We start from the raw sequence: 20270 nt of genomic DNA, 5'->3' as shown, positions 1-20270 counted from the left end.
TACAACCTCAGTTTTTTTGTTTGCTAAAAAATATTTCATTAAAAAATAACTACATTAAGATGTATCACAAATAGTTGCAACTAAAGATATAAAGCTACTTATATATTTTAACTAGATATTTTTTTTGCTAGTTAAATATAAAGAAATTAAGAATAAAAATCAAGAGACAAAAAAGTTAATTTGAGTTTAAACCTTTTATTTCTAATTATTTAGTGATATAATTTTCAAGTATATATATTCATTATTATTACTATTTATTTAAAACACAAATAAGCATAAATCATATGACGTACATACAATGTTTTGAAAGGAGAAGTGTAATGACCTTTGGTCTATACACACACAATTATGAAAAGATTATTGTTATTAATTTCTATTTTTATCACGAGTATATTGCTAATGAGTTGTGATCTATTTAATCAACCAGTTACTATTACAACTACAACTCAAGCAGAGACTACAACGCAAACCGAAACTACTACTCAAACCGAAACTACTACTCAAACCAAAACTACTACTCAAACCGAAACGACAACGCAAACTGAAACAACAATTGAAGAACAGTTTGATAGCATTAGCGAAATCAGAAGCGGAACAGTAGGAGAAACCTACACAACAAGAGCAACAATAGTAGGAATAAGTAGTGCAGGATTATTAATATCAAATAATACAGAATATATGTATGTTTATCTTGGAACGCAATCAACATTAGAACTTGGAGATTATGTAGAAGTGACAGGGTCAACCTCACTATATGGAGGGGCAGTACAATTTACAAATAATAGTACAGTCCAAAAGATTTCAGATGGAACCTTAAGCGTTCCATCAACAGCGACAATTCTAAGTGGGGAAGATGTCACAAACATCACAAGTAGCTTCACAGTTGGAGAATATATAGAAGTAACGGGAACCGTGAATGTAAATGGAACCTATTATAACTTAACAATAGAAGGAACAAGTGTGATAGGTTCCTTACAAGGAAGTGGAATAGATTTTCCAGCATTAAACGGAGAAGAAGTTACCATAACTGGATATGTGTTATACGTTAATGGAAGTACCACACAGTACTTAAATATATTAGTAACTGATTTAGATGTCGAATCAACGGAACCATACCCTTCCTTTGATTTGACCATATTAACAATCAATGATTTACATGGATATATTGAGCAAAATGAAGATGGAACAAATGGCATTTCTAATACAGCTTATTTAATAGAACAAATAAGAAATCAAAATGCATTAGACGATGTTGTTCTTATCGCTAACGGTGACATGTTTCAAGGCACCGCTATTTCCAATATGACAAATGGTTTATCTGTGCTTGAATGTATGAACATGATGGACTTTGATGCTATGGGTATTGGAAATCATGAATTCGATTGGGGTATTGAAACCATTATGACATATTTTGATGGTGATGAAACAAATGGTGAGGCGAATTTTACACTTCTAAACGCAAATATATATTTATATGTGGATGATACAATACTTGCAATTGTTGATGGTAATATGTTCATGTATACAATCATCGAAAGAGAAGGCATTCAAATTGGCGTTATCAGCTATATTGGAGATGTATATAGTTCGATAGCACAAAATATTGTGCAAGATTATTATTTTGATTTAGATATTTCGGAATCAGTTGAAACCATTGCAACGGATTTAAGAGGTTTAGGTGTTGATATTATTGTGGTTAATATACATGGTGGTGACTCTAGTAATATAGAAAATTTCTATTATAATACGCAACTTGCCACCTTAAAAGATTCCAATGGAGACTACTTAGTTGATGTCGTCATTAATGGACATACTCACTCATATCAAACTGGAACAATAAGCCGGGTTGGAGGAACTCCTTTGATTCTTGTTCAGGCTGGAAGCTATAATGGCGCATTTGGAGAAATTGTATTAACTATGAATACAGATACCATGGAAATAACACACTATACCGTTCAATTAATCAATGTTTCTAGTGCAGGAACGAACTATGACGAAGAAATTGAAGCCTATATAGAGGATACACTTGCCAATTTAGATGATAGAATACTAGCCGTTGCTGGAGAAACAATTACTTCAAAAAGTGAATTATTTCAATGGACAGGCAATGTAATGTTAGCTGCGACTGGTGCTGACCTTGCTGTTAGTAATGCTGGTGGTGTACGTACTACTGGCAATATTATAGCTGGTGAAAATGTTACATTATCACAATTGTATGAAATAAGTCCATTTGATAATACCATAATTGTAATGGATCTTACTTATGACGAACTGCAAGTGTTTTTGACAAATTCTGAATTGTTTTATAAAATTAAAGATGGCTTAACATTACAAACGAATGAAACATATAAAGTAGCTATAATCAGTTTTGTCTATTACTGGACTCAGTATGAAAGTCTAAGGTCTAATGAAGATATTGACACAGGATTATATATCCGTGATGTGCTTGTTCAAGATATCGAAATTAAAGGGAATAATGAAGCTTTATTTTCTCCGATAAGTCATCCTGAATCCGATTTAGAACAATTAGTTACTTATAATTAATTATTTTCGATATACAATAATTTGAATAATTGATGAATTACAGGAAAGAAGAATGAAAAGAATATTTACGATTTTGGCACTTATACTAAATGCAATTGCCCTTTCAAATTGTGTCAATACAGACGAACAACTTGATGAGGATAGCACATATTTAACGAGTCACTATCTTGATATCTTAAATGATTATGGGTTTGTTGAAGACATGACAGAAAATGGAGTAACCCTTCTTAGAATGTTTCCTTTTTTAGGGGATGAACAGATTATATCGAATTTATTTGATTAGATGAGAGAACACATTACGGTGTGACAATAAGAATAAATTGTGTTCTCAGTAACTGAAATTATCTATAGTAATCTAAGATTTTTGTTATGAGAATAAGTAAATTTTACGATGATAAAACAGTTATATTCATAACCGAGGGTATGTAGTATTTCACACACTACATACCCTCGGATTTTTATTTGAGATATATCATCTCATTCAGAATTGATAACGTAATCATTTAGAAGTAATGAAATTAAATAATAGCCAAGCGATGTAAGAGTTATGCAATTTTACTTAATTTCATATATTTACTTTTCTACATTCATTATTGATGATATAATTTAGATAAGTGCCGTAATCATGCCTACAAAAAAATGGTTTAGTTTATCGGAGGAAGTTAAATGGTTAATCGTTTAAAGTTAGAATCAATAATAGTTTATGGGTTAGGAACATTATTGCTTTATATTGGTTTGTTTTTTAAATTTATGAAATTTAATTATGGCGATTCAATATATAATATTTCTGAATTTATTGTTCCAGTGATAGAATATATTTTTATTGTACTAGGAATAGGAGTTTTAATATATCAATTAATTAGTACGAAAGATATTTTTTCAATATATCATAAACTTATTAAAAAAGAAAACGATAATTCTATTCTAATAATTTTGTTATTCTCTTATCTTGTTCTAATCATTGGACCATTATTATCTCCATTTAAAATGTTTTTATTCTTATTTTTATATGCGTTAGTATTTTGCGGCTACTTTCTTACTATTAAAAAGGATTTTTTATACATTTCAACATGCCTATTTATTTTACTGCAGTTTTTTGATAAATTAATTTTTGTAACAATAGGCAACAATTTTGACATTGTATTTATGATAATTTTAACCATAAATTTGCTAATAATTTTAACAGTGGTGATAGATGGAATCTATAAGATTATTAAGAAAAAACATTATTTGTATAATCTTATATACTTAATAATAAATTCTTTCATCCTATTGTTAATGTATATGTTTGAAGAAGTATTTATATACAGTTCGAATTTTTCAACTAATGAAAATTATTTTATATGGTATTTACCAATAATTTGTATACCTTTAATTGTTTTATATCTAGTGAAGAAAACAAAAATAATTAAGTTATTTAATTAAACATTTTATAACAATCATTCTATTTTTAAGCAATCTTTTTTTGATACCTAACAAGTAATAAATACTAATGATATAAATCGCCTGAAAAAGCTATTTTTAGCATAATAATGTGATACAATTGGCGTGGCTTTTGAACAATTATCAAAAAAAATCAAGATAATAAAATTAATAGAATAAAGAAGGTACATTATGAATGGCAATAATAGAAAAGACATAAAACTAGGTTCTAACGTTATAATTGTTGAAAAACAGAATCAACGAAATGGAACTTTAACTGAAGGTGTAATACTAAGAATTTTAACAAATTCTCAAAATCATCCTCATGGGATTAAAGTAATGTTAGAAGATGGAACTGTGGGAAGAGTAAAAGAAATTAAGATATAACATTTAGGAGTATATATTGAAGGAGAAACTTACAATATGCCACATGACTTTGGAGTTATGTCATAAATATTTTTAACAGTTTGAAAATGATTCAGATATTTATATAAATCCTAATGAATTTAAAGAATACATTTATAACAAAGAAGTAGTCGACAAATACTATGAACATCAACAACAAGAAAACAGAAAGTTTTTTTTATCATGAGAATTGATGATCCAGTAGGAGAAATAATTCTAAAGAAAATTGACTTTGAAAAAAAAGAAGGAACATTAAGTATCTATTTACAAAACAATTCTGTAAATGAAAAAGGAATTGGAACTTGGGCGGGAAGACAAATAATTCATTATGCTTTTAATGAATTGAATCTTGAAACAGTTTATGCAGATATCGTAAAAAAGAACCTAAGAAGCCAGCATGCCCTTGAAAAAGTGAGATTTTTGTTTTTAAACGAAAACGAGAAGTTTCAGTACTTTTACATTAAGAAGAGAAAATAGAGCTACTAATAGTTTTTAATATTTATTATAGTCTTGTTGATAGGAGGTTTTTATTTTGAGCAATGTTATAATAAGAAAGGCAAATAGTAATGATGCAAATGGAAAAGGCTATGTGCATTATAAAAGCTGGATTGAAACTTATACAGGATTGTTTCCTGAAGAAATTATTGATCACTTAAGTTTAGAACGATCGATTCAAATAGCAAAAGATCACCCTGAAAACACCTATATTGCTATAGTTGACGGCAAAATTGTAGGCTTTTCAAGTTATCTTGAGGCAAGAGATGATGACTCTGAAAATAGTGGAGAAATCGTTGCGGTGTATGTGCTAAAAGATTATCAAGGTAAAGGGATTGGTAAAAGACTTATGAAGGTATGTTACCAAGAACTCTCTCACTTTAAAAAAATCTTGTTATGGGTATTAAAATCCAATCTTAAAGCAATTCGATTTTATGAATCTGAAAAATTTATTTCTGATGGTAAAACAAAGTTGCTATATGGAAAAGAAGTTATTAGAATGATAAAAGAATGAAATCACATTAGAAATTTCAAAAGGCAAGGAGGGTAAAGATGGCAAATATAGAATTTCTACAGATAAATAAAGAATCCTTTCAAACCATTGAATCCGCAAAAATGTTATGGATTCCATATGTTTTAGAAACAAAAAAAAATAAAAACGAAGAAATTGTATTAGACCAAATCAATGATAATTTGGTACGAAGAATCAACATTCAAGGACTACGAGATAGTATGCATTTTGAACTTTTTTATTTTAACAGTGAATGCATTGGAATTGCTAATTTTGCAATCGACTTGGGTGGAATTCGTGGGATTATTGAACCAGGATATGGGTTTATCATGGAGTTTTACATTGTTCCTGAAAAACGCAAGCATGGATTTGGAAGAATGTTTTTCTCTCATATTGAAAGCGTGTTAAAAGCCGATGGGGCCAATGCATTATATTTAACACCGGACTTAGTTACTGGTATTCCATTTTGGAAAGCTTTGGGATTTGAGAATAGCAAGAAGATAGACCCAGATAATCATATGCCTATTTTTATCAAAAAAATTTAAGTTGAATGCTTAAAACTGGATATATTATTGTAATACGAAATTGTATAAGAGATAAGGAGCGATTTATTATGAAAAAAATATATGTTATTTTTATGATATTTTTAGTTTCTTTTTTAAGCTGTTGTGATTATAGAAGTATGAATCCAAATATTGAATTAGCTAATTCATATGAATTATTATTCGACTTACCTGAAAATGTTGAGATTATCTCGGAAGAATTTGTATTTGAAATGGACAAATCAGATTATAATGATTTTTGCTATAGTCCCCCAATGGAAATTATGGCAACCTATGAACTAATTAATTCTGGTGAAGAAGCAGAGATTTCATTTGGATTAGCCTTTATAACTAATGTTAGAAATTATGATTCTAAGATACAAGATATAAAGATTATGTTATTTGATGATGAAATAATCTTAGAAAACAATCAAAATCATATCATTGTTAATGATTATCAATTTAGTGATGTTAATTATAGTTATTTTTATTCTCTTACAAGTATAGATGATATAAGTTTTCCTCAAAATATCTATAAATATCATTTGAGTAGCGAGATTGTTGAAGATGTATCATTCACACTTAGTGATACTTCTAAAATTATTATCAAGGGTGATTACACTAATATAAGCGGAGTAATTAATATGCTTTCAGCTACTGAAAGCACAATAATATATTCATTTGGAACTGAAGTAGCATTTACAACCAATAATATAATCCAATCAGAAATTGATTTAGATACATTGATAGAAGAAATTGAAACGAATGAAATAGTACAATCTTACGTAAAAAGAGAAATCAAAGATTTTTTAGAATCTGATCAAAAAATTACGAATCCAACAATCTTAAGTAACAGTGTTATTGAAGATGAAACAGACATATTATTTTTTAATACAAAAACGATATCGATACAAGAAAATTCCACTGCTACAATAAGATTAACTTATCCGTTATGGGCTTCTTATAATCAAATTGAAAATCGAAATAAATACAATTTAACCTATAATTTTTATTTTGACTCCGAAAGGTATGCTAACAGCACTATTGATATTCAAATTTATTTAATCTCTGAATATGATTTTGGTGTAGAATATCTAGATGATGAAACCAATTTGCTAATGGAAGGCATAAATGAAAATTATCATCTTCAGTTAAATACAATCTTTATTGAGTGAAATTTCAATTTGCATTAAAATATTTTGCTTAGCTTTGGAAAATAAGAACAAATAAAATAAGCTTAAAAATCTTATAAGGGCGGCTAAACATAGCTACCCTTATTTACAGGTTATGGTTAATAACATTAAATAAGTAATTGTTTGGATTTAAACTTTACAAAAGGGCTGTAAATTTCAAGATACAGAAATAGAAGTAGGTACGAAAAGCAAGTATATTTTTGGATAGTAAGATGCTATAATAATAAGAATAATATCGCTAATTAATCTAGTAACTTAACAGGATAAATTGACTTTTATTAGATAGGAGTGCATCAAGATATGAATCTAAACGAATATTTAAGCAACCCTTGCAGGTCATTATCTATACCGTATTGGAAGAATAAGATTATTGAAACTCCTCCAAACATTCAAATAATTCATGAAAAAGATTTTCTAAATTTAAAATTTAATTATCTGAAATCAGATAGGTTTTTTCGATTAATTCATCGATTGAAAATGGTTTCTAAAGAAGATGAAATCATACAAAATATCGACATGAAAAATGATATAAATGAATTAATCTATAAGATGAATAGTTGCTATCAAAAGGAAAAAATACGAGTATCAAAAGAAGATATTAAACAATGGATTTCAAGAAGTGTTTTTCAAGAAAATTTATGGGTTAAAATTGTAATAGATGGAAAAATTATTGCCAGTGGTATTGCAGAATTTGATTTTGAAGCTAAAGAAGGTGTTTTAGAATGGATTCAAGTTTTACCAAAATATCAAAGGCGAGGCTATGGGAAATTGATTATAAATGCTTTACTAAATCGATTATCAAAAAAGGCTAATTTTGTTACTGTTTCTGGTAGATTGGATAATACTTCAAACCCCAAAAAAATATACACTGATTGTGGATTTGAAGGAAATGATATTTGGTATGTATGCACTACTGAATAAAAATCAAAATGAATAATCAAAATCATTTTAATTAATGATTATATTACTATATAGTATCAATACCTTTTTAAAATTGTCCTGAAATTCAATCTCATAATTTAAAAAAATTCACGTATCGTGATTTATTGTATTTCAATATTTTTGGAGGAAAACGATGAACAAAAAATTATTATTTACTTCATTTATCATATTATTTGTACTTTTTGTTGTAGGAGGATATTTTTTTTCAATATATCTTTCCACTAATTCGAAACACACAATATATTTTGAAGAAAATGGAGGGTCCATTGTTTTGGATATCACTTTACAAATTGGAACAGTAATTGAACCACCATCAGACCCAACAAAAACTGGGTTTTCCTTTGGAGGATGGTACTTTGATTCTGGCCTTACAATTGTTTATACGTTTACAATAATGCCTGCAGAAGATACGACACTTTACGCGAAATGGAATGAAATCCTTCCAGAAGATGACCCAAGTGATTATACTTACCTACTCTTAGCAAATGATACTTATGAAATCACAGGGTATATTGGTTCTAACACAACATTAATCATTCCATCAGATTATTTAGGAAAAACGATAACAAGCATTGGTTCATTTGCATTCTATGAGTGTACTAGTTTAATAAGTGTTACGATTTCATCAAATATTATAAACATTGATTATTCTGCCTTTTATAATTGTAGCAGTTTAGAAAGTGTTACAATCTCAATTGGAGTACTCTTTATTGGCCAAAATGCATTCGCTAATTGCAGTAGTTTGACAGAAATTTCTATACCTTCAAGTGTGACGAGTATTGAAATGGATTCTTTCTTGAATACTAGTAGTTTAATGAGCATTACAGTAGAGGATGGAAATCAAAATTACTCATCTGAAAATGGTATTTTATTTAACAAACAAAAAACCATATTAATAGTATATCCAATAGGGAAAACAGAAACTAACTTTGTAATCTTATCAACGGTGACAAGCTTAGGCACAAGTGCATTCGCAAATTGCACTAGTTTAACGAATATAGAAATACCTTCGACTTTGACAAGTATAGAACCAGCAGCATTCTTTAATTGTAGCAATTTAATGAGTTTAACAGTAGATGATGAAAATCAAAATTATTCATCTGAAAATGGTATTCTATTTAACAAACAAAAAAACATACTGATTGTATATCCAAAAGGCAAGATAGATACAAGTTATCTGATCCCTTACAGTGTGACAACGATAGGTCCTAATGCTTTTGAAAATTGTAATAGTTTGACGACCATAACAATTCCAACAAGTGTGACGAATATTGATTCAGTAGCATTTTGGAATAACGACAGTTTATTAAATCTAATTGTAGATTCAGAAAACCAGTATTATTCATCTGAAGAGGGTGTACTATTCAATAAAGATAAAACGATATTAATTATGTATCCAAAAGGAAAAACAGAAACCAGTTATTTGATTCCTTTAAGTGTGACGAGCATCGGGTCAAATGCGTTTGCTAATTGCGAAAATTTAACAAGTATTACGATACCTTCGAATGTTACAACTATTGGCGATGTGGCATTCTATAGTTGTATCGGTATTACCAGTATAATGATTCCTGAAAGCGTGATAAGCATGGGATTCTATATCTTTGAATACTGCGATGATTTAGTTATTTATGCAGAAGCCACTAGTAAACCTAGTGGCTGGGATTCTGCTTGGAATTCGCACAATCTGTTTGTAGTATGGGGATATGAATCTTAGAAAGTCATCTAAATAAATTTGTTTAGTAATTTAATATGATACTTTTGAAGAGTTTAAAACATTAATTATAAATGAAGTATAGATAGTAATTTATACTATCTTAAGATTGCTGGTCTTTCTCTATAAGGTTAAACAGAGAACTTATAAATAAAGTATAATAACTAGATATAAATCAAGAAGTAGAAGATGAATGTAATATTGTTGAAGTCGCTCATCTTAAATATTTCTAGATTTAAAAGTAAAATTAAAACAGCTCACCTGAGCTGTTTTAATTTATAGTAAGAAATCTTTATTCCTTATAGATTTGCTGTCTTCATTGATTACAAATACGTATACCTGAAGATGAGCTTTTAGACAAATAGCGCTCATCTTCTTACGTATTAATGTTCATACATTATCGTTAATCTATTATGACAATGTATGTATATATATGAAGATGAAATATTATATATGAATATAATGTTGACAATATGAAAATATAAGTATATAATGTATTTATCGTGTTATATAAAGTTTTATATAGAAGACTGGATGGTGATGTTATGCCAAGTTACATTTTTTACACTGTAGAAGAAATTACTGAAATTTTAAAAGTAACACAAAACACATTATATAATTACATCAAGAGTGGAAGCCTAAAAGCGGTGAAAATAGGAAAATATTGGAGAATCCAGAGATTTGCTCTAGAAGAATTACTTGAAACCAGCACAAACATACCAAGTATTTTATAATTAGCAAATCTAGTGAATGATTTAATCGTAGTCAATTAGTATAAGTTGATAGAATCATATTATAAATGAATAATAATTATTTGACAATCGATTGCAATAAAAGCTAAATGTCTTGTAATAATAAATGATTTTAAAGAAAACTATTTACGCATTTGAAGCTACTTATGATTTAATAGAGGTAGTTAAGTCGTTTTAAAAGAGTATATATGCTTTTTTTGGAAAATGTAGTTGACAATATGAATATAGTGTCATACAATGAAACTAGTTTATAGGAAAAAGCATTTTAAAAAACGAAAAAAAGTAGACAGGATGGTGATGTTATGCCAGATTTCACCCTATATACAGTTGACGAAATTAAAGAGATTTTAAAGGTTACACAAAGAACACTGTATAATTATATTAAGAGTGGAAACTTAAAAGCAGTAAAGATAGGAAAATATTGGAGAATTAAGAAATCAGATCTTGAGGAATTTCTTGAAAATGGTACAAATAAATTAAAAAGCGAAAACTAAAGATTGATTTTAAAGTTGATTCATTATTTAGAAGTATCTGATGCGTTGTTTTTTGCAAGCAAATTTAATCTTTAAGACACAAAAGAACAGAATATTCTGTTCTTTTTTTTTAAGTAATAATTATTTAATTCAACAAGATAAACCGGATACAGTACAGAAAAAGCTTATTGCTTTTAAGGTTCTTTCTTAACTTATTACATAGAAGGCTAGATTCCTATTTATATCTATAAATTTAGGTATAAACAAGGAAATGGGGGAAACTAGAAAATAAATTGAAAGAAAAGAGTATTAAAAGAAGTAGTTTGAAATAAACCATATACATTACTATCAAAGTAGTATAGAATGAGTGAACATTTGTAATACTAACTCTTTTTAGTGTTTTTAAATTGCGAATAAAATTCAGGGGGAAGAAGAAAAATGACTAAAAAGGAAGTATATGAAATTCCAGAAATTGAAATAATTGAATTTGAACTTGAGGACAGCATTGCCTTGAGTGGAGACTTGGGTCCTACTACCATTTGTAGCGAAGGAGTTTGGTAATTATGAAAAAACTTCTTATATTTGTATTTAGTCTTTCGTTTATTTTTATAATGAGCAGTCAAATCATTAAAGTAGAAGGAATTAATGTTGTTACATTTAATGTACAATCTTATTTTGATGAATTCAATCATACAGATAATGTTGTTACAGATGCAGTATATGGATCAACCGTATCATTTGATGCGAGTCTCGCATCAACGGCAGACTTTACTTTTAAATATTGGGTGATTAATGATGTCGTTGAATTTCATTCTGCGGTCGATGACGAATTTTATATTCTAGATAACATGTCGGTAAAAGCGTTGTTTTCACCAAGTGACGCACATTTAGCTGTGTTTTTAGATTCCAATGGAAAATATTTAGATCTTAATTATGTAGTAGATGGAGGTACAGCTGTAGCGGATGGTGATTTTGTTGAACCTACAAAGCCTGGGTATTCTGTCACAACCAATAAGTGGGACAAATCACTTACTAATATTACAGAAGATACTGTATTTATTTTACAGTATGAAAAAACGACAAGTGATACGTTTGCTTTGTCAGTTGTAAATGGAACTGGTAGTGGAACATATGACTTTAATACTGAAGTGATTGCCATTGCAAATACCGCACCAGCAGAACAAGTCTTTAGTCATTGGGAAGACTCTAATTCAAATATTGTATCATATACTTCAACCTATACGTTTACTGTGTTAGCAGATAAAACCATCACCGCAGTTTATGCTGGAATTGCTCCAACTGTAATTTTACTTGTTGCGACTCAAGAAGTATCATTAAGAGTGGGATATTATTCATATTTATCTCAAGTCTCGGTTCCAGTTGGATATACTATAATTGAATATGGAGTTGTTACTTCAGAAACATTAAGAAAACCAAGTTTAGCCTATGATAATTGTGATCAAATTTATAGAGCTACACTCATGAATCAAAATACGAAAGAATATGTGATTTCTATACCTATCAACCATTTTTATGCTAGATCCTATCTAATCATTAAAGATGGAAGTGAAGTGATTACAAAGATTTATGGACCTCTTGTTTCTTATATTCCAGAGGGATCATCCGTTATTATCTTTGATAGTAATGACGGATCAGCAGTTAGTCCAATTTTACAAGTAGAAGGCAGTGCAGTATCAGAACCCGCAAGTCCAACCAAAGATGGATATGATTTTGCTGGTTGGTATAGTGATACTGAATTACTCGTACCTTATACGTTTAGTACCATGCCAGTTGATAATGAAATGTTATATGCAAAATGGACTTCTTATCTTGCTTATACACTGAAAGTTGATGAAACATATGAGGTGGATGGACGTTTAGGGGATACAACAAATATAGTCATTCCTTCGACTTATGAAGGTGTAGCAGTAACAAGTATTCGTTCTTATGCATTTGATTCTGACTTTGATTTAACCGGAGTTATTATATCCGAAGGAATTTCGGAACTAAAAGAAGGTGCATTTTGGAACAATACGAATTTAAATTATGTAATATTGCCTAGCACCCTAACTTCAATTGGGTCTGAAACGTTTTTCAATTGTGTTAGTTTAAGCAGTGTAATCATACCACTTTCTGTTTCTACAATGAGTTCGTATGTTTTTGTTAATTGTGAAACAACAACAATATATATCGAAGCATCTAGTATACCAGTTGGTTGGGAAATTCCTTGGAACACTCAAGGAGGAATAGAAGTATGGGGATTCTATTTATCCAATAATACTTCCACAATCACATTTGAAAGTAATGGAGGTTTGGCAGTAGATACAATTGAACAATTAGAATTTACACCAGTAACAAAACCTTCGAACCCTACAAGAGGTGGTTATGATTTTGGCGGTTGGTATAGTGACGCAGAATTTACAACACCGTATATTTTTAGTATTATGCCAATTGATGATGTAACAGTATATGCGAAATGGACTTCTTATCTTACTTACCTACTAAAAGACGACTTGACCTATGAGGTCACTGGCCGCACAGGAGAAACGACTAATATCGTTATTCCTTCAACCTATTTAGACGTAGCAGTAACAAGTATTGGAGCGAATGCCTTTTTAGAAGACGCTGCTTTAACTGGTGTTGTTATATCGGAAGGAATTCTTGAAATAAAAGAACATGCTTTTGAAAACGATAATAGTATTACAAGTTTTATTTTACCAAATACATTAATAACCATTGGTGCCTATGCATTTGCTTATAGTACTAATATAAGTAGTATAATTATACCTTTTTCAGTAATGTCAGTGGATATGTTTATTTTCGAAGGATGTTTGAGTACTACAATAAACATTCGAGTTCCAGGTATTCCTGTCGGTTGGTCACCTTTATGGAACGTTTATGGTGGAATAGAAGTATGGGGATATACTGAGTAATATTAGTGAATAAACGAAATTAGAATATTCATAAATTATAATTGTTAGTGCAATATTTTAAAAATATGAGAGCAAGATTTCTAAGTTTTTGAGGAAATTCTTGCTCTTTTTTTAGTTTGAAAAATTTATAACACATATATGCCAAGAGGAAAGAAAAGAAGATATTTATTGGTGTTCATATATACATGGTATTGATAACTAAAGCAAAATTTAAACTTTAAGCGAGTTTTTATGAAACAAAAAAATCGAAATTATTTTTAAGAGTCAATTTATTTATAAAATAGATAATGCTATAATAATATTAAATTTGTCAATGATTACTATTTAGAATTAGATAAGGAGAAAGAAAAAATGAAGAATGAAAATTCAACGCTTGAAATCAAACAAATGATATTAAACTCAAATACCGTAGTGGTTAGTTCATTGGATAAGAACGGATATCCGACATCAAGAGCTATGCTGATGTTGAATGAAAAAACATCTTTAAGTGAGATGTATTTTTCCACAAACACTTTCTCATACAAGGTGATTCAGTTTCATGAAAATTCAAAAGCATCTCTTTATTTTCACACAACTAATCCATTTAGAGGACTATATCTCAAAGGAGAAATCAATATTATATTCGATCAAAAGATTAAGGACTTTTTTTGGCATGAAGGAGATGAAAAATATTATAGATTTGGTAAAACAGACCCAAATTACTGCATTCTCAAGTTTACTCCTGTTGAAGGAAACTATTATTGTGGATTAAGAATCGATCGGTTCGTGATATTCGATGGCGAGATTCAATTGGTCAAACCAGATTTAAATACTGAAGTACCTGATTTCTTGAAGCAACTTTATAAGGAATACATAAATAAAATGAAAACACAAAGTAATGAAAAATAAGTTATCGTTTCCCTTTTTTAATAAAATAAAAACCACAATTGTATTATAAGTGATTCAACACAAACAAGATTACTCTAGCAAAATTAAGGATACAAACGATTTGATTAAAGCCTCTTTTGGCTTTTTTTTGTGGTGATTCTTATCAATGATGTATAGAAAAATATAAAGTGTAAGTCACAGTTGATTAAATTATCAAAGTGTACTTTTTAAAATATAAATCAAAAATGACTTTACTTTTTTCTTGTTATTAATTAAAATATTATATATGACTACAATTGTAGGCGAAGGAGTGATGGCCGTGGAGAATAATCAGATAACAAATTCAGAGTGGCGAGTAATGAGCGTTTTGTGGGAAGAATCTCCGCTTTCAAGCAGAGAAATTATTCAAAGATTGAACATTGACAAAGCCTGGAGTGATAATACTGTAAAAACATTTATCAGTAGACTTGAAAAAAAAGGATTAATCGGTTTTAAAACACAAGGGAGAAAGCATTTGTTTTATCCTCTTCTAGGTGAAAAAAAATGTGTTGAAAATGAAATGTTTATGATTGTAAGGAGAATTTATGGAGATCAACTTAGATATTCGACAAATCACTTTGAATTTTACGGTGATAATAAGATTGATTTTATAAATAAAATCGCCCTATATTTAGAAAATAATCACGGGAAAATACTACATGAGTTAAACTCAAGTTTGGATACAAAACAATCTGTATATATCTATAAAAATCAATTGAGACTTCATTCGGCCCTTGGAGTTGAAAATGCACCGTTATGGATTCGTGCTGGTGGATCATGGGGAATCATTCATTTAGCCCCTGAAAGTTCTTTTATTGATAAATCTCCGGAAAAAATAGCACTACATGTATTTACTGAAATTATACTATATCGAATTGATAGTAACATTCCAAGTTGGATATCAAAAGGTGTTTCAGCATATTATGGCGATTGGTTATCAAAAGAAAGAATAATTAATGTTCTTCAAACAAATATTGATAACATTAACTTAAAAAGTCTGTTAAGTATCAATGAAGATTTTATTAAATTTGCAAAACTTTATGGATTTGAAATTTCTTATACAATAGTGAAGTATATTTGCGAAAAATATGGGACGGATACTCTAAGTAATTTTATCCGAAATTATGACCAATATAGTGAAGTTTTTGGAGTTTCGAAAGAACAGTTTTTTGAAGGATGGATGCATTTTATTAAAAATGTCTATTTTTAAGAAAAAGGAGATATATATGAAAAAAAAGTTAAATTTGTTATGGATTACAACAATAATTGTTCTTATGTTAGGGTGTACTCAAACTACTACACAAATGGAAGCAGTAGAAAATGATCAAGTTTTTGCAAATCTTGAAACATTTTCTTTGCTAGAGTTGCAAGAAGACTATGACGATTTGGTTTCAAAGTATGAACTGGAGAGTCCTAAGCTGTTTACAGATATTGTAGAAATGGAATCCATTATTATTTCACAAAGAGAAAAATTAGTAGATTCCATGAATGAAATCGAATTTTTAAGAGTTTTAGCTCCTGTTGTTGCTAGTATTAATTGTGCACATAGTAGTATTAATCTATCTAGTACAACATATGAAACCATTCATGATAGTGGTAAATTTTTTGCTTTGGATGTAAAAATCATAAATGATGAAATTGTAGTGATTGATAACTCTTTTGAAACTACAGTTAGCGTTGGATCTATAATCGAAAGCATTAACGGAATTCTTTCTTCTGAAATTATTACTCGATTGAAAAATAGTATTCCTTCAGATGGTCAAAACGAAACAACTAAATACAGTCGTATAAATGAAGACTTCAGAACTTCATTTTATCTATACATCGATGCTAGTGATTCTCATATATTAGAGTATAAAGAATCGGATTCTGACTTGATAAAAATTATCAAAATAGATGCTCTGACTATTCAAGAAATCTACCAAGAAAACAGATATGGAAACTGGGTTCCCTACGAGGCAGAGTACGGTGATGCTTATGCAATATTAGATATGAATAGTTTTCAACCTTTTGATGAGTATTCAATTACTTTATACAATAGCTTTATAGATAATTTTTTCTTGACAGTAGAATCAGAAGGAATACAAAACATTATTCTTGATGTTCGAGACAATGGTGGTGGAGATCCTATGATTACTAGTCACCTTTTCAATTATCTTGCAAAGGAAGAACAAGCGTATTTTAGCCAAGATGTACCAAACTATTATAGTGGATTGAAAAATATTATTCCTTTCCTTGAACCTCATTTTGAAGGGAATTTGTTCGTAATCATGAATGGAGAAAGTGGATCTTCTTCAGGACATTTACTTGCTTTACTTAAGTATCAAGAGGTTGGTGTATTTATTGGAGAAGAGTCAGGAGCATCTTATGTGGTTTCAGATAGCACCATAGGGCATGCTTTAAATAACACTAAATTAAATTTTAGACTATCTCAACAAATTTGGGATGTAGTTGTATCTGGTTTAACCGTTGGCAGAGGAATTATGCCTGATTATGAGTATAATCTCAGTTTATCGGATTATCTTTCTGATGAAGATGATCTTTTACTGTATACCATTAGTTTAATTGATGATTTTACGGACTAGAAATCATTAATATTATTATTTATTCAAAATTGAGCCTACTTTTTCATAATTATTTAAAAAAGGATTATAATAAGTCTAGAAGTAGAAATGAGGAATAAATATGAATCTAACAAATCAAGAAGCAGAATCCTTTTTTGAAAAAGCTAGTCAATGGGAAAAAGAGTATCTAAAACTAAGAGAAATAGTAAAGAGTACAAATTTGACAGAAGAATTCAAATGGAAGCATCCATGCTACTCACTTAATAAAAATAATGTTGTATTAATCCATGGATTCAAGGATTATTGTGCGCTATTATTTATGAAAGGTGCGCTATTAAAGGATTCAGAGAACGTTCTTATTCAACAAACAAAAAATGTGCAAGCACAACGTCAAATACGATTTTCCAGCTTAGAACAAATCAATCAAATGAAATGGGTCATTAAAACCTATATCGAACAGGCGATTGAAGTTGAAAAAACCGGATTAAAAGTAAAATTAAAAAAAGAAAAAGACTTTCATCTTACTGAAGAATTCCAAAGAAAAATAGATTCAAGTCCGGCCTTAAAAGTAGCATTCGATCAATTGACTCCTGGCCGAAAAAGAGCATATCTTTTATATTTTTCAGCTCCAAAACTTTCTAAAACAAGAGAATCAAGAGTTGAAAAGTATATCTCTAAAATTCTTGATGGTTTAGGATTAGATGATTGATTAATATTTAAAAATAATTTCAAAAACAAAGAATGCTTAAAAATAATGATTGGCAATTAATATATGAGGTGAAACGTATGAAAAAGAGGAAATTAAGTGGCATGACTGTAGAAGAATTATGGCAATTATTTCCAATTTTTTTAGTGCCTTATAATAGTCTATGGGTGAGTTATTATAACGAAGAAAAAGAAAATTTATTGAATTTTCTTACAAGCAATCAAATAAAAAGAATTGAACATATTGGAAGTACAGCTATACCAAATATTTATGCTAAAAATATTGTTGATATACTGGTTGAAGTTTATCATGATTTCAATATAAAAGATTTGATACATTGCATTTGTGAAGCTGGATATATTAAAATGAGTGAAACGACTAACAGAATTTCGTTTAATAAAGGATACACAGAAAATGGTTTTGCTGAAAAAGTCTATCATTTGCATTTTAGAAACGAAGGAGATAATGATGAGTTATATTTTAGGGACTATTTAATTGACAATCCATATAATTTAAAAGAATACGAGTCATTAAAACTACAGTTATGGAAAAAGTTTGAGCATGATCGAGATGGCTATACCAATGCTAAAACATCGTTTATTTTAAGCATGACAAAGAAAGCCAAAGAAATTTATAAAGATAGATACCAATAAATACAATAGAAAGTAATGAATTCTAAATAATAATGAATTTATTAATTATACCTTGACAGCCTAGGCATAGTGATTTATAATATATACATAGGCAGACTAGGTAGGCGCAAAAATGGAAAAAAAATTGAATGAATTTGTAATAAACTATTTTGACGTTGAAGAAAGAGTTGTAAATGAAGAAGCCATTAAGGAAATCAGTAGTAATCTTATTGATAGATATCATGACTTATTGATTCAAGGAAAATCAGAAGAACAAGCTTATATTGAATGTGTTAGTTCATTAGGAGATATAAGAAAACTACTTACGCAAGATAAACAAGTTAATGCGAGCAATATTACTGTTCAAATGCAAGTATTACTTTTCTTTCTTTCTAGCATAAGTATCGTATCTTTCTTTTTCTCGTCAGGAGTGGGATTAGGGTTTTTACTAATAAGCATCATTCTTTTTTCGTATTTGTATCTCAACATTTATAAAAAAGCAAAACAAGGATTTGTTTATAACAATGGCATTTCCTTTATGGAGGAACTTTTAAAGCTGACTAAATCATTATTTCCTTTAATGGTTATGTGGATAATCTCCGCAAGTTTATTGATTTTGGAAACAATCTTAATCCTTTTTTCAAATATTGATAAATTAATAATTCAGATGTTTTATCAAAGCACTCCAGTTGCGATTTTTTTCTTAATGTGGCTTTTAATTTTTGTAGTAACCTTCGTATTTGTTTTTCCCAATTATGCCATGGTTATAAAACGTTACCAATTCATTTCAAAGAATAATACTACTGTTTTTCTATTTAATAAAATCATAGATAAAATGAAACCACAAAAATATAAAAGTTATTCAATCTATAAAAAACGAATCTATTTAAAATATGTAATTCTTTCAATTCTTCATGTGTTTGTGACAATGTTTGCAAATACAAAAGAGTACTATCACGGGCCCATCGTTTTTCCTGATGGAGACATACAAATCAGAACTATTTTATCTGACACGTCCCCATTTTGGGAGAAACTACTTCAAAATATATCCAGCTTTTGGGTTATATTATTGTTTATAATTTTAGTTACAGGAGTAGTCTCGTTTCTATTTGCATTAAATTACAAACCATTAATTCTAAAAAGAATCTTTTTAATGTTTAATGTTTTCTGGTTAATTGGCATACTAATAATTGCAATTTCATTTATGTTTTATACCGGTGTCATTCATGATTTTTCAATGGTTATCTATTATTCTTTAGGAATTGTTGCAATCCAATTTGCTTTTTTGATTTTAAATCGAAAAATTAAGGAATTGTTATATGAATGAGAAAAAGAATAGTTTATTTGGAGATCTTCTTCGAGGAAACACTGATAAAATATTGCTTTCAATTCTAATGAGAGAAGATTCCTATGGATATAGAGTTAATAAGATATTAAATGAAGAAACAAACCATCTTTTTTCATTAAATGAAGCAACATTATATACAACATTCAAAAGATTAGAACAAGAACATCTAATAAAGTCGTATTGGAAAGAAT

19 protein-coding genes are annotated in these 20270 nt (G+C 29.1%); all 19 read left to right on the top strand.

All coding sequences use genetic code 11. The features are described 5' to 3' along the window. Nucleotides 1-399: 399 nt before the first annotated feature. Nucleotides 400-2544: a 5'-nucleotidase C-terminal domain-containing protein gene (locus tag KJ971_01915; GenBank protein MBU1144600.1), complete on the top strand. Its 2145-nt coding sequence runs from the start codon at nucleotides 400-402 to the stop codon at nucleotides 2542-2544. 52 nt (nucleotides 2545-2596) lie between these two features. After that, nucleotides 2597-2827, top strand: a complete 231-nt coding sequence (locus tag KJ971_01910) for a hypothetical protein (GenBank protein ID MBU1144599.1) — start codon at nucleotides 2597-2599, stop codon at nucleotides 2825-2827. A gap of 1331 nt (nucleotides 2828-4158) precedes the next feature. Continuing rightward, nucleotides 4159-4353 (top strand): YwbE family protein, encoded by a 195-nt coding sequence (locus tag KJ971_01905; GenBank protein MBU1144598.1) that lies wholly within the window; start codon nucleotides 4159-4161, stop codon nucleotides 4351-4353. Nucleotides 4354-4554: 201 nt separating this feature from the next. Beyond that, on the top strand, nucleotides 4555-4848 hold the full coding sequence (locus tag KJ971_01900; protein MBU1144597.1) for a GNAT family N-acetyltransferase: 294 nt from the start codon (nucleotides 4555-4557) through the stop codon (nucleotides 4846-4848). A gap of 55 nt (nucleotides 4849-4903) precedes the next feature. Further along, nucleotides 4904-5380, top strand: coding sequence for a GNAT family N-acetyltransferase (locus KJ971_01895; protein MBU1144596.1), 477 nt, complete (start codon nucleotides 4904-4906; stop codon nucleotides 5378-5380). Nucleotides 5381-5418: 38 nt separating this feature from the next. Next, the gene (locus KJ971_01890; protein MBU1144595.1) at nucleotides 5419-5922 is read left to right on the top strand and encodes a GNAT family N-acetyltransferase; all 504 of its coding nucleotides are present in this window, start codon (nucleotides 5419-5421) and stop codon (nucleotides 5920-5922) included. 68 nt (nucleotides 5923-5990) lie between these two features. After that, nucleotides 5991-7094, top strand: coding sequence for a hypothetical protein (locus tag KJ971_01885; GenBank protein ID MBU1144594.1), 1104 nt, complete (start codon nucleotides 5991-5993; stop codon nucleotides 7092-7094). Nucleotides 7095-7412: 318 nt separating this feature from the next. Next, the gene (locus tag KJ971_01880) at nucleotides 7413-8033 is read left to right on the top strand and encodes a GNAT family N-acetyltransferase (GenBank protein MBU1144593.1); all 621 of its coding nucleotides are present in this window, start codon (nucleotides 7413-7415) and stop codon (nucleotides 8031-8033) included. 154 nt (nucleotides 8034-8187) lie between these two features. Further along, on the top strand, nucleotides 8188-9768 hold the full coding sequence (locus KJ971_01875) for a leucine-rich repeat protein (GenBank protein MBU1144592.1): 1581 nt from the start codon (nucleotides 8188-8190) through the stop codon (nucleotides 9766-9768). A 542-nt stretch (nucleotides 9769-10310) separates the two neighbouring features. Continuing rightward, nucleotides 10311-10499, top strand: coding sequence for a helix-turn-helix domain-containing protein (locus KJ971_01870; protein ID MBU1144591.1), 189 nt, complete (start codon nucleotides 10311-10313; stop codon nucleotides 10497-10499). A gap of 320 nt (nucleotides 10500-10819) precedes the next feature. Continuing rightward, entirely contained in the window at nucleotides 10820-11011 is a 192-nt protein-coding gene (locus tag KJ971_01865; protein MBU1144590.1) for a helix-turn-helix domain-containing protein, read from the top strand. A 542-nt stretch (nucleotides 11012-11553) separates the two neighbouring features. Continuing rightward, nucleotides 11554-13923 (top strand): leucine-rich repeat protein, encoded by a 2370-nt coding sequence (locus tag KJ971_01860; GenBank protein MBU1144589.1) that lies wholly within the window; start codon nucleotides 11554-11556, stop codon nucleotides 13921-13923. Between the two features lie 351 nt (nucleotides 13924-14274). Beyond that, the gene (locus tag KJ971_01855) at nucleotides 14275-14811 is read left to right on the top strand and encodes a pyridoxamine 5'-phosphate oxidase family protein (protein MBU1144588.1); all 537 of its coding nucleotides are present in this window, start codon (nucleotides 14275-14277) and stop codon (nucleotides 14809-14811) included. Nucleotides 14812-15076: 265 nt separating this feature from the next. Then, nucleotides 15077-16039 carry a BlaI/MecI/CopY family transcriptional regulator gene (locus KJ971_01850; GenBank protein MBU1144587.1) on the top strand — a complete coding sequence of 321 codons (963 nt, stop codon included), beginning with the start codon at nucleotides 15077-15079 and terminating at the stop codon, nucleotides 16037-16039. 16 nt (nucleotides 16040-16055) lie between these two features. Next, nucleotides 16056-17414 (top strand): hypothetical protein, encoded by a 1359-nt coding sequence (locus tag KJ971_01845; protein ID MBU1144586.1) that lies wholly within the window; start codon nucleotides 16056-16058, stop codon nucleotides 17412-17414. Between the two features lie 94 nt (nucleotides 17415-17508). Continuing rightward, nucleotides 17509-18102: a DUF1801 domain-containing protein gene (locus KJ971_01840; protein ID MBU1144585.1), complete on the top strand. Its 594-nt coding sequence runs from the start codon at nucleotides 17509-17511 to the stop codon at nucleotides 18100-18102. 77 nt (nucleotides 18103-18179) lie between these two features. Further along, nucleotides 18180-18752, top strand: coding sequence for a GrpB family protein (locus KJ971_01835; GenBank protein MBU1144584.1), 573 nt, complete (start codon nucleotides 18180-18182; stop codon nucleotides 18750-18752). 112 nt (nucleotides 18753-18864) lie between these two features. Continuing rightward, nucleotides 18865-20058: a hypothetical protein gene (locus KJ971_01830; protein ID MBU1144583.1), complete on the top strand. Its 1194-nt coding sequence runs from the start codon at nucleotides 18865-18867 to the stop codon at nucleotides 20056-20058. Further along, a partial coding sequence (locus tag KJ971_01825; GenBank protein ID MBU1144582.1) for a PadR family transcriptional regulator occupies nucleotides 20051-20270 on the top strand: 220 nt, incomplete at its 3' end. The genes KJ971_01830 and KJ971_01825, both read left to right, overlap by 8 nt.

It is taken from the genome of Bacillota bacterium, assembly GCA_018818595.1.
GTDB lineage: Bacteria > Bacillota_I > Bacilli_A > Izemoplasmatales > Hujiaoplasmataceae > JAHIRM01.
This window is presented reverse-complemented; position numbering and strand designations above follow the sequence as displayed.

Bases quoted from the DNA above. Each gene is read 5' to 3' on its own strand.
- KJ971_01860 (MBU1144589.1), top strand. From the start codon at position 11,554: ATGAAAAAACTTCTTATATTTGTATTTAGTCTTTCGTTTATTTTTATA.
- KJ971_01850 (MBU1144587.1), top strand. From the start codon at position 15,077: ATGACTACAATTGTAGGCGAAGGAGTGATGGCCGTGGAGAATAATCAG.
- KJ971_01870 (MBU1144591.1), top strand. From the start codon at position 10,311: ATGCCAAGTTACATTTTTTACACTGTAGAAGAAATTACTGAAATTTTA.
- KJ971_01900 (MBU1144597.1), top strand. From the start codon at position 4,555: ATGAGAATTGATGATCCAGTAGGAGAAATAATTCTAAAGAAAATTGAC.
- KJ971_01915 (MBU1144600.1), top strand. From the start codon at position 400: ATGAGTTGTGATCTATTTAATCAACCAGTTACTATTACAACTACAACT.
- KJ971_01830 (MBU1144583.1), top strand. From the start codon at position 18,865: ATGGAAAAAAAATTGAATGAATTTGTAATAAACTATTTTGACGTTGAA.
- KJ971_01875 (MBU1144592.1), top strand. From the start codon at position 8,188: ATGAACAAAAAATTATTATTTACTTCATTTATCATATTATTTGTACTT.
- KJ971_01880 (MBU1144593.1), top strand. From the start codon at position 7,413: ATGAATCTAAACGAATATTTAAGCAACCCTTGCAGGTCATTATCTATA.
- KJ971_01885 (MBU1144594.1), top strand. From the start codon at position 5,991: ATGAAAAAAATATATGTTATTTTTATGATATTTTTAGTTTCTTTTTTA.
- KJ971_01905 (MBU1144598.1), top strand. From the start codon at position 4,159: ATGAATGGCAATAATAGAAAAGACATAAAACTAGGTTCTAACGTTATA.
- KJ971_01855 (MBU1144588.1), top strand. From the start codon at position 14,275: ATGAAGAATGAAAATTCAACGCTTGAAATCAAACAAATGATATTAAAC.
- KJ971_01890 (MBU1144595.1), top strand. From the start codon at position 5,419: ATGGCAAATATAGAATTTCTACAGATAAATAAAGAATCCTTTCAAACC.
- KJ971_01910 (MBU1144599.1), top strand. From the start codon at position 2,597: ATGAAAAGAATATTTACGATTTTGGCACTTATACTAAATGCAATTGCC.
- KJ971_01845 (MBU1144586.1), top strand. From the start codon at position 16,056: ATGAAAAAAAAGTTAAATTTGTTATGGATTACAACAATAATTGTTCTT.
- KJ971_01835 (MBU1144584.1), top strand. From the start codon at position 18,180: ATGAAAAAGAGGAAATTAAGTGGCATGACTGTAGAAGAATTATGGCAA.
- KJ971_01865 (MBU1144590.1), top strand. From the start codon at position 10,820: ATGCCAGATTTCACCCTATATACAGTTGACGAAATTAAAGAGATTTTA.